This is a genomic window from Syntrophales bacterium, from assembly GCA_023229765.1.
In the GTDB taxonomy this organism is placed as follows: Bacteria; Desulfobacterota; Syntrophia; order Syntrophales; family UBA5619; genus DYTH01.
Genome location: JALNYO010000010.1, coordinates 84,351 through 100,012 on the forward strand (window position 1 = coordinate 84,351; position 15,662 = coordinate 100,012).

Sequence of the window (15,662 nt, forward strand, 5' to 3'; positions counted from 1 at the left end):
AGGGTCCCGAAGTTCAAGTCCTTTTTTTATATTCCGCATCCAACGCCTCTTTTGCCGGTTTTACATAAAAATCCCGTAGTTTGGGTTTTTCAATCTTACCGGAGGGGTTACGGGGAACAGGGGCAAAAATGATCTTTTCCGGCCATTTGTATTTCGCAAAATCACTCTTTTTGCAGAAATCAAGGATCTCGCCTTCGGTTAGCGTTTCGCCTTCTTTGGCCTCGATTACGGCAAAGACAATTTCCACGAGCCGGACATGGGGGAAGCCCATAACGGCGACGTCCCGCACCTTCGGATGCCTTCTTAGGAAATCCTCGATCTCGACGGGAAAGATGTTTTCTCCCCCCCGGATGATGAGATCCTTGGCCCGGTCGGCAAAGAAAATGAACCCCTCCTCATCCTTGTAGGCAAGATCGCCGGTATGGAGCCAGCCGTCAACAATGGTCTTAGCCGTCATCTCGGGGTTGAAGGCGTATTCCTTCATCAGTCGGGGCCCCTTGAGGAGCAGCTCGCCGATTACTCCCGGCGGAACCTCCTTGTCGTTGCTGTCAACAATTCTGATCTCCATAAAGGCGGTAGCCTTGCCGATAGAGCCCGGCTTCTCCAAAAGATGCTCGTCCTGGCAGAGTGCGGTGAACCCTCCCCCCCCTTCGGTGATTCCATAGGTAATGCCAAACTTGATCTTGGGGAATATTCGCTTGGAATCTTCCAGAAGCACGTGGGGCACCGGCTGGGCGCCCAGCTCTATATGTTTCAAGGCCGAAAGATCATAGTCTTTAAGGTCAATCTTTCCCGCCTTGATGGCATTAATCAGGTCAGACCAGGTGGGAACGGTATTGAATCCCCCCGTGCATTTTTCTTCTGCCAGGGATCTTATGTAATACTCCGGTTTAAACTCCATCGGCATCAGTATTTTGCCGGCGGCGATGTAAGAGGGGAATGAATGGAAGAGCGAACCGCTGTGATAGAAAGGATGAGGTGTAAGATAAACGCTGTAATAGCCGTCGTTTAAGGAAAGGCCGTTGCCTATCCCTGTAAAGAAAAGGCTTTTATGGGTATGGGAGACCGGCTTCGGCGCCCCGGTGGTGCCGGAGGTAAACATCAGCTCCGCCATGTCGTCGTCGGCCGTTTCCACGCAAATCTCTGTGCTGTCGCCCTTTTCCGCTATCTCCCGATAGGAGATCATCCCCTCCGGGACGTTGTCGCCGAGGCAGATGAAATATTTGCAGTAGTCCATTTCCTTCATGAGGGGCTGAATTTTCGGCAGGAAAACCTCATCGAAGATGAAGACCCTGCATTTGGCGACGTCGGCGGCATACTTGATATCGCCGCTCGCGAAGCGGAAGTTCAAAGGGGTCACCGTCGTTCCTGTCTTTAATACCCCGATGTAGCTTGCGTGCCATTCTATCGAGTTCATCATCAGGTGCAGGACGATGTCGCCTTTTTTAATGCCGCAGTTTTTCAGCAGGTAATTGGCAATCCGGTTGGCCTGCTCGTTGTACTGCCGCCAGGTGAAGCTTCTCCGGAAATTCCGGGAAGGATAACTCTCGATAATGAATTCTCTTTCCGGAAATTTACTCGCGTTCAATCCTGAAAATGTTGCAAGATTCAATGTCGTTCCTCCCTTATCAGCCGAGGCGGGTGTGAAACCCGCCCCTACATTTTATAATATGTCGTTAATGAATAGCGCCGGAGCTTACGGCATAGCCCAGATCAAAGGCCTTGAGGTTCATTTCCAGAAAGGCCTTCTTTGTTTTTTCGCTGATCGTCTGTTTCAGCATGTCCGCCGAGACGGGTATCAGCCCGGTTCCGGCCAGAGCGCCCAGCATCACCATGTTAAGACTCAATAAAGTTCCCGCTTGGCGAGCCAGACTCGAGGCGTCGAAGGCGATGTTTTTCCTAACCTGCGCGCCGATCAGGTTCATCGTTTCCTCAACCGGCGGATAGACGCCCATGCCGATTGCCACGGTGAAGGGGGGCAAAGGCGCGGTGTTGGAAAGGACTATAGAGTCTTTATTGCATTTTCCAATGGCTCTTAGGGTTTCCAGCGGTTCAAAACTAACCAGGATATCCGCTTCGCCTGGGGAGATTATATTGCTTTGCGCTTTGCCCAGCAGGATGGAGGATTCTACAACCCCGCCCCTTTGCGCCATCCCGTGAATTTCGCTGATCTGCACAGGCACCTCATGCGCCAGGGCCGCTTCTCCCAACAGGTGGGAGGCAAGGAGGTTCCCCTGGCCGCCCACGGCAACAATGACAATTCTTATCATATCCATTATTATTCTCCTATCTTATTGAGTCTTATGGCATTTTCCGGGCAGACCTGAACGCAGAGCGTACAGCCGATGCAGCTTGCTTCATCAATTTCCACCTGCTCCCCTTCCAGATAGAACGCCGGGCAGGCCAGCGTATTGAGGCAAACCCGATGATTCTTGCACTTGCTGTGGTCAACAAAGTATGACCGTTTTTCCTGTTTTTTGAAGGTCTTTTCATACATGGGGCATATTTCGCGGGAAATGATTACGGAAAGCCCCGGGAAGGCGATGGCCTCCTTGATTTGCTCCACCGTCTTTTTGAACTTGAACGGTTTGACGACGGTCACATGCTTGACCCCGATGCCGTTCACCAGGGCTTCGATCGAGACGCTCAGGTTGTTGAAGCCCATATTTTCCATGGCTGTGCCGGGATCAGGCTGAAAGCCGGTCATCGAGGTTGTCCCGTTGTCCATGATGACGACCGTCTGGTTGTGGCCGTTATGCAAGGCGTTTATCAGCCCCGGGATTCCCGAATGAAAGAAGGTGGAGTCGCCGATGAAGGAGACAACCTTTCTGCCCGTTGCCGTGCCTATGCCGGAGCCCATGCCGATGCTGGCCCCCATGCAGATGGACAAATCCGACATGCTTAAGGGGGGAAGCACCCCCAGCGTGTAACAGCCGATATCGTTTGTGTAAATCGGTTCGTCTCCGCAGGCCTGACGCATGGCGGCATAGGTTGCCCGATGGGGACAGCCGGCGCACAGGTTGGGGGGGCGCTGAGGAATATTGGGGATGTCGATGTTTACCGCCTCCTTCGTCGGGCACGCTACCCCAAAGTAGGAAGCGATAACCTTGCGCACCATGCTGGGGCTGAATTCATAGGCCCGGGAAAAAAGCCCGTAGCCCTTCCCCTTGATCGGGATGACGCTGCCGATTTCCTGGGCTTTAACCTTCACCCCCTCTTCCAGATAGGGTTCCAGCTCTTCAACGACCAGAATTTTCTCACATTTGGCGATAAAATCCTTGATCAGCCTGTCCGGCAGCGGATGGGAAAAACCGATGCGCAGGACGCTTACCCGGGATGTCAGCGCGAGATCCTGCAGGGCGTCGCTCACGTAATTGAAGCTTACGCCGCTGGTGATTATCCCCAACTTGCCCTCGCCGGAAACAAAATTGTACGGGGATTGGTCGGATTCCCCGGCGGCCTTTTCATAATTGGCAAGCAGGACCTTGTGCAATTTCGTCGAAACGCTCGGAATAAGGGTATTTCTCAAGGGTTCCTTCGGAAAAGAGCCTTTGGAATTTTTCCCGGCGATCGGTCCCAGCGAAATAACCCCGGTGGAATGGTTAATGCGCGTGGTGGTTCTCAGGATAACCGGTTCCTGCAGCATTTCGGAAAGGTCAAAGGCATAGCGGGCCATCTCTTTGGCTTCGGCAATGGAGGACGGCTCCAGAACCGGCAGGCCGGAGAACTTGCCGTACATGCGGTTATCCTGTTCGTTTTGGCTGGAAAACATGGAGGGGTCGTCCGCCGAGACAAGGACAAAGCCGCCCTTCACCCCCTCGTAGGCAAGCGACATCAGGAAATCAGCGGCAACATTCACGCCGACATGCTTCATGCTGCACATCGCCCGTACCCCTGCAATGGCCGCCGCAGCGGCAACCTCCATGGCGACCATTTCGTTGATGGCGTATTCGAAATAAACGCCGCTTTCCTTTTGGATTTTGAAAAAGGTGTCCCCGATCTCCGAAGAGGGGGTTCCGGGGTAGCAGGTTGCAACCGCCACGCCCGCCTCGATTGCGCCCCGGACAATGGCTTCATTGCCGAGCATCAGCATTTTTTTCTCTGGACTATCCAGCAATAACTCGTTCATGTTAGCTTTCTCCTTTTTTTATATTTTAAGCAACGTTCTCTTCGGCTATGATGGCCGCTCCATAAGCCGCCATGATTTGAGGTTCGAGGGGGACGATAAATTCATGCCCCGCTATCTCCTGTATGGCCTTGATTAGACCCATATCTTTAGCCCCGCCCCCGATCAATGCGCAATCCTGCTCGATGCCGATCCGTTCCGCAAGGGTATAGAGCTGCGCCGCCAGGGCCAGATGGATGCCGGCCAGCAGGTCTTCTTTGGCCAGGCCCTCGGCAATTCTCGAGACAGCTTCTGTTTCTGCAAAGACGGCGCACTGCGTATTAAATCTGACGGGGTTTTGCGAGGTAAGCGACAAAGGGCCTATTTCCTCAATCTTTACCTGTAAAACCCGCGCAATCACCTGCAGAATTCGGGCGCTTCCCCCCGCGCATTTGCCGCTCAACAAAAAAGCGACTGTTTTTCCGCTTTGGTCAATCCGGGAGACCTTGCTGGAAAGGTCTCCCACGTCAACAATCGTTCGCACCGACGGATGAAAACGGGAAACCGCCCGTCCCTGGCATAAAATATCAGACGAAGTCTTGTCTGCGCAAGCTACATTGACTGCCCCGCCGCCCGTGGCGACTATGCAGGCGATATCGCCGCGGGAGAGCTCCGCCTTTTTCAGCGCGGCGTCAAGAACAACTTCTGCCGCCATTTTGTAGTTTCCACCCGAGGGGATTATGTGCCGGGAAAGCAGCTTGCCGTTGGCAACTATAACCGCCTTTGAAGAACCTGCCCCGATATCAATGCCGGCTACGTGCTGCATCCGTCCGGTTTTCCTTCCCCAATGCTAATTAAAAAACGTTACTTCACCCCAATTGCGGGGTCTTTTCGGCAGTTCCCCGGCAGGCGTCGCCTGGAATTTATCCTTTCCCAGCAGCGCCGCGCCGATGGCCCCGGTTACCAGCGGCTCCGGGGGAACCAGAACCGCATATCCCAACCTTTCCGCGAGCACCTTCACCAGATGCCCGTTTTTGGCGCCGCCGCCGGTAACAACAACCTCTTTTTCCACAGCAAGCCGGCTGACTGTACGGAGAATGCGCTCGGCGACCGATTGGTGGATGCCGGCGACCAGATCGCCCAAGAGCGCTCCTTCGGATAAGCGGGACGCCACCTCCTGGGCGGCAAAAACGGTGCATAAGCTGCTTATCCGTGCCGGGTTTTTGCTTTCCTCGGCAGTTTTGCTCAGCGCGACCAGCTCTATCCCCAGCGTTCCGGCAATAACCTCCAGAAATCTGCCGGTGCCGGCCGCGCACTTGTCATTCATCACAAAATCGACTGGTTTGCCCTTGGCGTCTATCTTGATCCCCTTGACATCCTGCCCGCCGATATCGATTATCGTTCTTGCCTGCGGAAAGATACTGTTTACGCCCCGGGCGTGGCAGGAGATTTCCGTTATCTGCTTGTCCGCGAAAGGCACGTTGATTCTGCCATAGCCGGTAGCGACCAGATAGCTTATTTCCTCAAAGGAAAGGCCGGCCTTCTTCAAGGCTTCCTGCATTACTTTACCCGCCAGTTTCCTTTGTTCCGGGCCGGTTGGGCCGATCACGGAACATACTATTCCCCCATTAACTATTACTGCCTTGGTCATGGTAGAGCCGATATCAATGCCGGCGAAATATTTTGAAGATGAAGCCTTGCTTTCTGTCACGACGCCTCTTTATGGGCCTTCAGCGATTCCAGCGTTTCGATGAAGGCGTCTATCTTGCTCCTGGTTTCCACCTCGGAGTAGGAGCTCATATCGACGATGTCGCTTTCCAGGATGAGCGAGGGGTTTTCCCTGTTCACCGTCTTACCGAGGCTCAAAACCGGGATCGGCCGGTAAATCTTTTTCAATTGGTTCAACTGCCAGATCAGCCCCAGATGCCAGGTTCGGCAGGAAAAAGCCTCGTGCATGACAATGCCGTCAATCTGATAATCTTCAATATACTGGATTAAACGTTCTACATCCGGCTCCGATCCGGGCCGTTTTTTTGCCTTGTCATACCAGTACGTCCAGTAGCGGAGCCATCGCCAGGCGAGTCGCTCAACGGGGTCGCTGGTTCTGGGGATGTTCAGCCGGTCGATGGGCTCAATCATGCGGTATGTCGTCTCTGCCGGGAAGACCGCCCCTTTGCTGTTGAAATAATTAAAATCGGTAAGCGCAAACCAGGAGGGGAGCCCTCCGCCCCAGAGCAGCCGGTATTTTTCATCCTCGATGACGCCCTCTTTACGGGCAATTCTTTCCTCCAGCTCCCGGTGCAGATCCAAATAAAAATCATACGCCTCCTGGGTTCCCATCATGAACACCATGGGGACCATCGTGTTCATTGCGTCGCCCGTGTCCATCGGGGTCGGCACAGCCCTTCTTAATTCATAGGTCTCCCAGATCAAATCCCAGGTGCGTTCGCTCAAGGCAACAATTTCAGCGAGCCGGTCATAGTCCATCTTCCGGCCGGTCTGCTTCTCCAGAAAACTGATCAGTCCGTGCAGTTCCTCCATAATATGCTTTATATAATAATCGGCGACATCGGCCACTTCGACATTATCCTCGTACAGCGGCCACGGCAGGTCAACATTATAAACGGGGACGTCCGGCATAAACTGCTGTGCGGCCTGGTACCATTTGTTTCTCGGGTCGCACAGGATCTGGCCGCTCGAAAGCATCATGTCGGGTCTTGTCTGTCCGCCCCAGGGGGCATTGGGAGGCATGCCGCCGAGCTCTTCGCGCATATGGTCAAAGCCGAGCCCGCACAGCGCATACGTGCATAAAGAGCGGGAAAGTCCCAAAGACTCCGCCCTTTCCAGGAACCTGTTGACGTCGCGCTTTACGCCGCAGATGCCGGCATAATTCTCCGTCCAGACGGGGACTATGTCCATTGCCCGGATTATCTCATCGTAACTGGAACTTATAAAGGTGTAGGCAGACTTTTTTCCTTCCTGCCGGGCCTTCAGGGCGCCGCCGATGGTCGCCTTTACCATGCCGCCGATTCTGCCGGCGGCCGCGGTTGCTGTCCTTCTTTTCTTTTTCTCCGCTACTTCAGCCATTTGTCAGCGCCTCCCCAAAGTGAATCGGCATTACTCAATTACCTCGAGAAACGCCTGAATCCTTGTTCTCAGGCTGCCGATGGTACCTGCGGAATACTCATCTTCAATATAGAGAACCGGCACATTCAGCGATTCAAGGTAGGCCTTTCTTGCCGGAATCTCAAACCCGAAGGGATCGCAGTATTTGTAGATGTAGAGGATTACCCCGTCCACGGCGTAATCCCGGATCAAGGCGCCCATATCGCCGAATCTCGACTCCAGATCGTCGGCAAAGGTCTCTCCCTCTTTTCGCTCTTTGCAGGTCCGCGGGCAATTTATCCTTTTCAGATAACGATCAGCAATGCCGTCCAGAGGATCAGCCGTGATCGGCGTTTGCGGCCAGAATTCCCTTGTCCCGATGCAGAGATTGTCCACAACGACATTGGCCCCGCTCTCTTCTATGAGACTCATGAAGGCGGGATTGTCTATCGTACTGCCGAAGACCATTATCCGGGGCAGCTTTTTGATGCCGTTTTCCTTTCTCCCGCTGATTTCCTCATGCACTTCAATAAGCAATTGATTCGCTTCCTGAACCGGCAAGCTCAAACATGCCAGCAGAATCTTAATCATTTCCGAGCCGGCAAGCAGGGGCGGATCCTGCCTTCTCAACTCGTACAGGGCCCTTACCTTTCGTCTGTTCTCGTTGTACAGCTCAACATAATGGGCCAGGTCAGAGTCGGATATTTTTTTATTCGCAAATTGTTCCAGGCTTTTGCGGAAATTTTCGATATCCGCCCTGAAAAAATCCAGAGAGGAGCCATTGGCGGTATGGGGGACATTAACAAAATGGGAGTAGGGGAAGTCGAGCACATACCGCCAGACGCTGTAGGTTCTGGCGATGCTGTCGCAACTGTGGGGGATTGCCAAACCGTCGCAAAAGCTGTACCGGCCCTTCACGGAAACGTCAAAGCAGCTTCTTGCGTAGGGGCAGGCGATTGTCTCCAGGTTAACGTCGCCTTTGGTAATCGGCTCATTGACGTCGCCCCTTATCCGGAGCGGGATGAAGCCCGCGGCCGCGATGATCTCCAAGGGAACGAGGGCGCAGACGTAGGCAATAACCTTTTGCCCCTGCTCCTTCAGCTCTTTTACCCTGACACCATAGTTCCAGTATAATCCCTCCGCTTTGGATAAGCCATAGCCGGCGATCTTCTCTTCTGACATAGGTTACCTTTTCCAGTCGCTTCGCTTTATGGATATGAAGCTTCGCTTGATTACTAATAACATTCTCAATATTGGACAACGAATGATGAGAACATGCATAATTCAGTAAACAATTTCACGTAAATTCCGAGTAAGTGGAGAGGCGTGTTCTCAGACGAAATCGCTAATGCTTTCTCCCGGGCAGGTGCTGAATGCATGATCATTTTATAGCCATAGATAAGTTTAATGCTGGGACTTATGGATAAATTTTCCTTCCTTGTCAAGAGCTTTTTTCTTTCAGGATGTTGACTCCACTGACCCCAATGACAGGAATTTGAACGCGCATCATCAGCGCATCTGTTACGGCCTGCCGGACGTCCAGTTCGGGTGCGCATATTTCATAAGTTTATCTTATGGATATTATAAAAATAATAGCGTTGACAAGGGGATTTTCTCTATAATATAAGGCCAGCCATAGAGGGATATCCTCAAATCTCAAGAACTGCCACTTTACAACAACAGAATATGATTTTCCGCGTATGCTTTTTACGGGCTATAAAGCATGCGCGGCCTTTTCACAATGGAGGATGTTGATAAGTATTTCAGCATGCTGATGATTGGAAATTACAATTATCTGACCATTAGTCGAGGAAGGAGGGGGCAGACAGGTCAATTATGCTGGCCGCGTAGCGTGGAATTCAGGAGACCGGAACAATTTTTTATAAAAAGGGGGGTTTTATTATGGCAGAAGAAAAAAAGTTTCCTTATGCAGAAGAAGTAAAGTTCCCGCCGGCAATGGCAGGCTGGGAGGAGATGTACCCGCCGCATCGTTTATTCAGCAGTGATAGAGATGATTGGGAAAAGAGGCATTTCTGGTATCAGGATAAGATCCATGATCCGGAAGCGCTGTATCCGCTCGATGATATCTTCAATGAGGCATGGCAGATATCTCTTTCCCAATATACCACGAGGGTTTTCTGTATCCCTCCTGCCCAGGGGGTGCAGCAGAGGATGTTAGGCTGCTATATGTATATATCGGCTGTTGAACCGCCGCCGCCAGAGGTTATCGGAGAAAAGGCGGAAGTTTTTGGGAAAAGGCTGCCCTACATCCTGCAGAATTACGATATGCTATGGGAGAAATGGCTTGAGAAGTTCAAGGCTCTCGGAAGGGATATGCAAAATGTAAAGGTGCCGGAAGAACTTCCAAAGTATGTGCCGGATGAGGATATTTTCCCTGTGACAAAAGGCTATACCCCGGCGTATGAAGTGATAGCGGCGTTCAATACATTAGTAAACCAGATATTTTTAGGATGGCAGTACCACTTTGAGTATCTGAACCTCGCTTACCTTGCCTATCTGATGTTTGTGGATACAGCCAAAAAATTATTCCCGGGTATAAAAGAGGGCGCGGTTATGAAAATGGTTGCTGGCATTGATGCAGCCATGTTCCGCCCTGATGAAGAGTTGTGCAGATTAAGCAGATTGGCTGTGGCGCAGCGGCCTGTTGGCGACATTCTTAAAAAGAATATATCGGCTGACGAGAAGATGAAAGAATTGCAGAGCACACACGAGGGCCGGGCATGGCTGGAGGAGCTTGAGAAGATAAAGGATCCATGGTTCTTTGTATCCTGTGCAAGCGGCTGGTTTCACTATGAAGGTAGTTGGATAACCAAACTGGACGTGCCTTTCAGCTATATGCAGAGCTACGTGGAAAGGCTTGAGAAAGGGGAAAAGATCGAGCGGTCGTTCGCGGCCATCGAAAAAGAGAGGGAAGGCATTGTTGAAGAGTACAAAAAGCTCATAATGGCTGAGGATGATAGAAAGTCTTTTGAAGATGCCTATAATGCGGTCAGAACAATATATCAGTTCACCGAAAACCACATCTTCTGGGTAGAGAACTGGTTCCATACGATATGGTTCGATAAGGTAAGGAAGTTTGGAAATCTGCTGGTAAAGTATAATGTATTGAAGAAGACGGACGATATCTTTCTCTTCAATAGATTTGAAGTGCCAATGCTGCTGGAGGATATGGTGACCGCCTGGGCATTGGGCGTGGGCGCCCCTACGAGAAGTAAATACTGGATGGAGAAGGTAGAGAAGAGAGAAAAGATACTTGCGGCTGCAAGAGAATGGGAGCCTGTCCCCGGACTGGGAATGCCGCCTGAAGAGGTGTCAGAGCCATTTACCGTGATGCTTTGGGGTATAACCAGCGACAAGGTTGAAGAGTGGCTGAAGGGCGCCGATTTATCTGCAAACGAAATAAAAGGATTTGCATCATCGTCAGGGGTTGTTGAAGGACCGGCAAGGGTAATCAAACTTGCCCAAAATATTGTTGAACTCAAAGCCGGCGAGATTCTGGTTTGTCCATCCACCAACCCATCATGGGCGCCGGTCTTTACAAAGATAAAGGCTGCCGTGACCGACATTGGCGGACTTACATGTCACGCTTCCATAGTCGCGCGCGAGTATGGCTTGCCCTCTGTAACGGGCACTGGAGTTGCAACCTCAATCATTAAGACAGGCGACATATTAAGGGTTGATGGCGGTAATGGGATTGTCACAATAGTGAAAAGGGCAGGAGCTTAAAGATGCACTTGTTGTCTGGGGGTACAAGAACAGTACCCCCAGTGCATCATCAGAGGGTTTTGTTAATAGTGCCGGAAGGAAGGGATATTATTAATCAGGAAGAATTATTGTCACTTATTGCGTGGTATTGCAGCAGAAAGTTCCAGCAAAAATAAAAAATAGGGGGGTGCATTATGAATCAAAAAGGAGAAATTACGCAGCCTTTATTGGGTATTTTGGGAACAGCGGTTGTATTTTTCATCGCCTTTGGCATTATCACCTGGTTTAAGCCAGAGACATTTATCCCCTGGGCAGGGGAGCTGGCCATGTGCCTCATCCCATTTTCCATCATCATAGGAATGGTCTGGAAAGCCGACTACCCGGCGCCCGCGGCAAAATTAGAGCAACCCTTGAAAGGGCTGTATCTTTTATTGTTAAACATGATCGTCGGGTCTGTTGTCGCTGCATGGTCGATCAAGACCGTGGGAGGCTTCGTGACGCCACCCACGCCGCCTCTTATATTCTTCACGATTATGACAGTTATTATGACATTTTGGTGCGTCGTTGTATGGGGCTGCTGGCCGGCATCCGGCATCAAGGGCGACCACCCCGCCTTCGTGGGTTTTGGCACGCTTATAGTTGCTTACGCATTATCCTGGATACTCTTCAAGACATTATTCAATTTTGATTTCATGAATGGCGCCCCTTTCTACGCAGCGGTTATGCCCCCAAGCGGAGCGTTTAATGCCTTTTCGAGCTTAGCCTTCTTTCTTACGGCCCTGGCCGTCATTCTGGCCTGGGTGGAACTCGACTTCTGGCCATTAAGCCTTATTCCGCCGAAGGCCCCTGCCTTTGGCAAACAACCCATCTGGGGAATTGTGGTCAGTATCGTGGCAATCATCAGCGCGTATATAATCAAGGTGATTTTTGTAGATAACATGGGAATGGACGTGTTTGCATTCACTGTGAGAGTTCCGATCAGCATAATCTTTGGAGAGTTCATTATGCTTCTTTTGCTGCAGACTTCTCCGGTGCAGACTATGAAACAACCAGGAAAAGGGATAATCCTGATCATCCTCAATATCATTCTCGCAGTCGTCATGTACTATCTCTATCGCTGGTTCAGCTTGCTCATCGCCGGTCCTCTGCCAAGTGGAAGCGCCGCTGGTTATGTGCAGGAACTCTGGATCGCCACCGCACTTTTGGGCTTTACCTTTCCTGTTATTGCCGCTTACACGGGGTTTTTCAATTTCTGGCCGCTGACTGAGCCAAAACCGCCAGCGCCGCCAAAGGCGTAAAGGGTAAGGAAGCTTGCGGATAATTAAAGGGGCTTGCGCCCTGAAGTCAAAGCAACCCGGAAGCGCGGTCGCCGTGCGACCGTGCTTCCCTACTGTATTCACCGACATAAGGGGGTATGAAGATGGCGGAAAAATGGATATACTGGCTAAAAGATGTTTGTCAGGAACACAACAATATTATTGGTAAAAAATGCGCCAACCTTGGAGAGTTGACGAAGGCGGGGTTTAACGTCCCCCCTGGTTATGCCCTTGGCGTGGACGCCTACAGCAGATTTATGAACGAGACAGAAGCCACAAAACTTATATTGAAGTATTTAGAGGACTTTAAGGCTGATCCCAACGATTTGGCGGAGACCCTGAAATACGAAAAGGCGGCCCAGGATATAAGGGAAATTGTGGAAAGGATAAAAATGCCTCCTGATATGGAGGAGACCGTAAAAAGCCACTACGGGGAATTGTGCAAAATTGCGGGATGTGAAAATATATATGTAGCTACCCGTTCCGCAGGGCCTGCAAGCCATCCCGGGCAGTATGAGACATATTTGAATGTAAGCGGGGCAGATGATGTTGTTGCCAATGTGGTGCGCGTCTGGGGGAGCACGTTCAATGCCCGCTCTATAATAGCAAGGGCAAGGCTCAATTTGCCGCTGCATTATGACCCGATAGGAGTGGCTGTATTGACAATGGTTGATGCAAAGGCGGCCGGGGTTATGTTTACCATAAACCCTGTTAATGGCGATGTATTAAAGGTAGCGATAGAAGGGAGCTTCGGTTTTGGTGAAGCTGTGGTTTCCGGGAATGTAACGCCTGACAGGTATCTGGTTGATAAAGTTAGTTTGACGATTGAAGAAAAGATAATTTCCGATAAGGGAAGTGAATTTGTCTATAACCCGGAGACCAAAGAGATGGAATATACAGAGCTGCCTCCGGAGCAAAGGAAGGCTCAGTGTCTGGAAGATAGAGAAGTTATCGAGCTTACGAGGATTGCGAAAAGGGTTGAAGCGCATTTCGGCTGCCCCCAGGATACAGAGTGGTCTATCTCGAGAAGCCTTCCCTTTCCGGATAATATCTTTCTGGTGCAGGCTCGTCCGGAGAGCGTGTGGGGCAAGAAAAAGAGGGGTTCTGTGCTTGGTAAAAAGACTGGGTTGGAGTTGCTGCTTGAAAAGGCTGTCACCCCAACTAAAGTTAGAATTTAGATTTGGAGCGTAGGAACAGAAGCGCAGGAGCGGCGATGGAAGAGGATAGGGCAATTGCAGTAATAGGAACATTTGATTCGAAGGCGGAAGAACATCTGTTTCTGAGGGACGTCATTCAAGAGCGGGGTTTTAAAACAGCAATGGTTCACCTGGGGACAAAGGGGCCGTCCCCCTTTAAGGCCGACTATGACCTGTATGCGGACGTTATCGCCCCGAATCCGCGAAAAAATCTCAGCAGGGATGAGGCAATTGAACTGGTCATTGACCATGCCGGGCCATTAATCAGAAAACTGCACTCGCAGGGGCGCATTTGCGGCCTGATATCGGCCGGCGGAGGAACCGGAACGTATATCAGCACTGCCCTGATGCGTCAGCTCCCCATAGGAGTCCCCAAGGTGATGGTTTCTACCGTGGCGTCTCGCGATATGGCGAAAACTGTCGGCACCAAGGACATCACGATGATTCATAGCGTGGTGGATATTTTGGGCGTCAACAGCATTTCGGGCAGGATTCTGGATATGGCTGCCGGCGCCGTCTGCGGCATGGCCGCAAGGAAGTGGAGCCCCGCTTGCGAAAAGCCTCGAATTGCCATGTCTTTTTTTGGATTTGTCACACGTGCCGCAGAGAATATCAGGGGTCATCTGGAGTCGCAGGGATATGAGGTTATTCCGTTTCATGCCAATGGCACAGGTGGAACGGCAATGGAAGAGCTGGCCGCCGAGGGTTACTTTGCGGGTATCCTGGATCTCGCCACGCACGAGCTGGCCGATGAGCTGATGGGCGGATACTGCAAAGGGATCAAACCGAACAGACTGATGTCAAACAATGGGAAGAGCATCCCGCGCCTGGTGATTCCCGGGGGGTTGGATTGCGCGGTCTTCGAGTTTACCCGCGAGACGATCCCCGCTGAATTTGCCGAGCGGAAGCTGTTTTTTTACGATTTTCGTTCCGCAATTCGCTTGGACTATCAGGAGACCGGGCAGATAGCTGCCCAACTGATCGAAAAACTGAATGCCGGCACGGCTTTGGTCAAGGTGCTTATTCCCAGTCGGGGCTGGTCCGAAGCTGATGGGGAAGCCTGCCCCTTATGGGATCCCGAGGTCAGTCAATCCTTTGTGGGCGCAATCAGGCAGGGGCTGCGTTCCGATATCAGCGTGATTGAGTCTGACAGCCATATTAACGATCCCTCCTTTGGCAGGCAGGCGGCGGAAGTAATGCACGGCATGGTTCAGCAGTCCGCATCTGAGCTTCTGTGATTTAATCCCTGGTTGTTGGATAATATCCTGGCTGCACGCGTAGTCTGCTTATAATATCGGTGATATCAGCGGATGCCATGTTCGCGGGGGTCATGTCAACCAGCATGTCTATGAACGCCTGAGCCGCCTTGGAAAGGGATTGGCCTCGGAGATAGGCAATGCTGATATTCATCCAAAGTTTGATATCGCCTATCGGGGCTGTAAGAATTTGGCCATTCTCAAGTTCCGCGGTCAACAGCGGTTTTACCAAAAAAGAAATCCCTTCGCCCCTTTTCACCATCTCGATTATTAGCCCATCATTGCTTGTCTCCATAAGAATATTGGGACTGAATTGATATTCAGCAAAAAACCTGTCGAGCACGCGGCGCGTGCCGGAACCGCCATGCTTCATGATTATTGGTTCCTGGCTGATGTCGTTCAGGGTTATGGATTCCTTTCCCGCCAGACGGTGGTCGGGGGCCATGATGAGCATTATTTCTTCACGGGCAAAGGGGATAAATGTCAGATCAGTTCTGTTTTCAGGCGTGGCAATGAAGCCCACTTCGATCTGCAGGTCGTGCAGGCTCTGGGTAAGATCGGTTGAATTCCCTTCGTTTACATTTATCTTGACCAGGGGGTGCAGCAGATGAAAGGCATGGATAAGAAAGGGCATGATATATAGAGTGTATGCCTTTGACGCCCCCACCCTCAGAACGCCTCTCTTTAATTGTCGCATGTCCTGGATGACATTTTCAATCTCCTTTTCATACTCAAACACCCGGAGGGCATAAGCATAAAGGGTTTTTCCTTCATCGGTCAGGCACAGCCCCCGGCCTTTTCTCTTGAATAATTTTATATCGCAGCAGTCTTCAAGGGATTTTACCTGGGCAGTCACGGCCGGCTGAGTAATAAAAAGTTCTTTGGCCGCGAGGGTAAAACTCAAAGTTCTGGCAGCGTGATAGAATACCCGGAGCTGATTAAAATTAAGCATAACCGA

General features: G+C 51.3%; 12 protein-coding genes. 4 read left to right on the top strand and 8 right to left on the bottom strand.

All coding sequences use genetic code 11. The annotated features are described in order from the left end of the window. Positions 1–13 precede the first annotated feature (13 nt). The 7 genes from M0P74_07620 to M0P74_07650 form a co-directional block, all read right to left on the bottom strand. The gene (locus tag M0P74_07620; GenBank protein MCK9363450.1) at positions 14–1,612 is read right to left on the bottom strand and encodes an acyl--CoA ligase; all 1,599 of its coding nucleotides are present in this window, start codon (positions 1,610–1,612) and stop codon (positions 14–16) included. A 64-nt stretch (positions 1,613–1,676) separates the two neighbouring features. Continuing rightward, positions 1,677–2,276: an indolepyruvate oxidoreductase subunit beta gene (locus M0P74_07625; protein MCK9363451.1), complete on the bottom strand. Its 600-nt coding sequence runs from the start codon at positions 2,274–2,276 to the stop codon at positions 1,677–1,679. A 2-nt stretch (positions 2,277–2,278) separates the two neighbouring features. Then, on the bottom strand, positions 2,279–4,129 hold the full coding sequence (gene iorA / locus M0P74_07630) for an indolepyruvate ferredoxin oxidoreductase subunit alpha (protein MCK9363452.1): 1,851 nt from the start codon (positions 4,127–4,129) through the stop codon (positions 2,279–2,281). Positions 4,130–4,154: 25 nt separating this feature from the next. Next, positions 4,155–4,931 (bottom strand): acyl-CoA dehydratase activase, encoded by a 777-nt coding sequence (locus M0P74_07635; protein MCK9363453.1) that lies wholly within the window; start codon positions 4,929–4,931, stop codon positions 4,155–4,157. A gap of 24 nt (positions 4,932–4,955) precedes the next feature. Next, positions 4,956–5,756, bottom strand: coding sequence for an acyl-CoA dehydratase activase (locus M0P74_07640; GenBank protein ID MCK9363454.1), 801 nt, complete (start codon positions 5,754–5,756; stop codon positions 4,956–4,958). Positions 5,757–5,812: 56 nt separating this feature from the next. Continuing rightward, entirely contained in the window at positions 5,813–7,192 is a 1,380-nt protein-coding gene (locus M0P74_07645; protein MCK9363455.1) for a 2-hydroxyacyl-CoA dehydratase family protein, read from the bottom strand. Positions 7,193–7,222: 30 nt separating this feature from the next. Beyond that, on the bottom strand, positions 7,223–8,392 hold the full coding sequence (locus M0P74_07650; protein ID MCK9363456.1) for a 2-hydroxyacyl-CoA dehydratase family protein: 1,170 nt from the start codon (positions 8,390–8,392) through the stop codon (positions 7,223–7,225). Positions 8,393–9,112: 720 nt separating this feature from the next. On the opposite strand from M0P74_07650, the gene M0P74_07655 reads away from it, so the two are divergent. The 4 genes from M0P74_07655 to M0P74_07670 all read left to right on the top strand — a co-directional run bounded on the left by M0P74_07655 (position 9,113) and on the right by M0P74_07670 (position 14,686). Beyond that, on the top strand, positions 9,113–10,957 hold the full coding sequence (locus M0P74_07655; GenBank protein ID MCK9363457.1) for a PEP-utilizing enzyme: 1,845 nt from the start codon (positions 9,113–9,115) through the stop codon (positions 10,955–10,957). A gap of 173 nt (positions 10,958–11,130) precedes the next feature. Beyond that, positions 11,131–12,234, top strand: coding sequence for a hypothetical protein (locus M0P74_07660; GenBank protein ID MCK9363458.1), 1,104 nt, complete (start codon positions 11,131–11,133; stop codon positions 12,232–12,234). 122 nt (positions 12,235–12,356) lie between these two features. Beyond that, on the top strand, positions 12,357–13,430 hold the full coding sequence (locus M0P74_07665; GenBank protein ID MCK9363459.1) for a PEP/pyruvate-binding domain-containing protein: 1,074 nt from the start codon (positions 12,357–12,359) through the stop codon (positions 13,428–13,430). Between the two features lie 35 nt (positions 13,431–13,465). Continuing rightward, positions 13,466–14,686, top strand: a complete 1,221-nt coding sequence (locus tag M0P74_07670; GenBank protein MCK9363460.1) for a Tm-1-like ATP-binding domain-containing protein — start codon at positions 13,466–13,468, stop codon at positions 14,684–14,686. 1 nt (position 14,687) lies between these two features. On the opposite strand, the gene M0P74_07675 is transcribed toward M0P74_07670, so the two are convergent. Next, complete coding sequence (locus M0P74_07675) at positions 14,688–15,656, bottom strand: LysR family transcriptional regulator (GenBank protein ID MCK9363461.1); 969 nt, start codon at positions 15,654–15,656, stop codon at positions 14,688–14,690. Positions 15,657–15,662: the final 6 nt, after the last annotated feature.

Coding starts and splice junctions, on each gene's coding strand:
- M0P74_07625 (MCK9363451.1), bottom strand. CDS start 2,276: ATGGATATGATAAGAATTGTCATTGTTGCCGTGGGCGGCCAGGGGAAC.
- iorA (MCK9363452.1), bottom strand. CDS start 4,129: ATGAACGAGTTATTGCTGGATAGTCCAGAGAAAAAAATGCTGATGCTC.
- M0P74_07635 (MCK9363453.1), bottom strand. CDS start 4,931: ATGCAGCACGTAGCCGGCATTGATATCGGGGCAGGTTCTTCAAAGGCG.
- M0P74_07640 (MCK9363454.1), bottom strand. CDS start 5,756: ATGACCAAGGCAGTAATAGTTAATGGGGGAATAGTATGTTCCGTGATC.
- M0P74_07645 (MCK9363455.1), bottom strand. CDS start 7,192: ATGGCTGAAGTAGCGGAGAAAAAGAAAAGAAGGACAGCAACCGCGGCC.
- M0P74_07650 (MCK9363456.1), bottom strand. CDS start 8,392: ATGTCAGAAGAGAAGATCGCCGGCTATGGCTTATCCAAAGCGGAGGGA.
- M0P74_07655 (MCK9363457.1), top strand. CDS start 9,113: ATGGCAGAAGAAAAAAAGTTTCCTTATGCAGAAGAAGTAAAGTTCCCG.
- M0P74_07660 (MCK9363458.1), top strand. CDS start 11,131: ATGAATCAAAAAGGAGAAATTACGCAGCCTTTATTGGGTATTTTGGGA.
- M0P74_07665 (MCK9363459.1), top strand. CDS start 12,357: ATGGCGGAAAAATGGATATACTGGCTAAAAGATGTTTGTCAGGAACAC.
- M0P74_07670 (MCK9363460.1), top strand. CDS start 13,466: ATGGAAGAGGATAGGGCAATTGCAGTAATAGGAACATTTGATTCGAAG.
- M0P74_07675 (MCK9363461.1), bottom strand. CDS start 15,656: ATGCTTAATTTTAATCAGCTCCGGGTATTCTATCACGCTGCCAGAACT.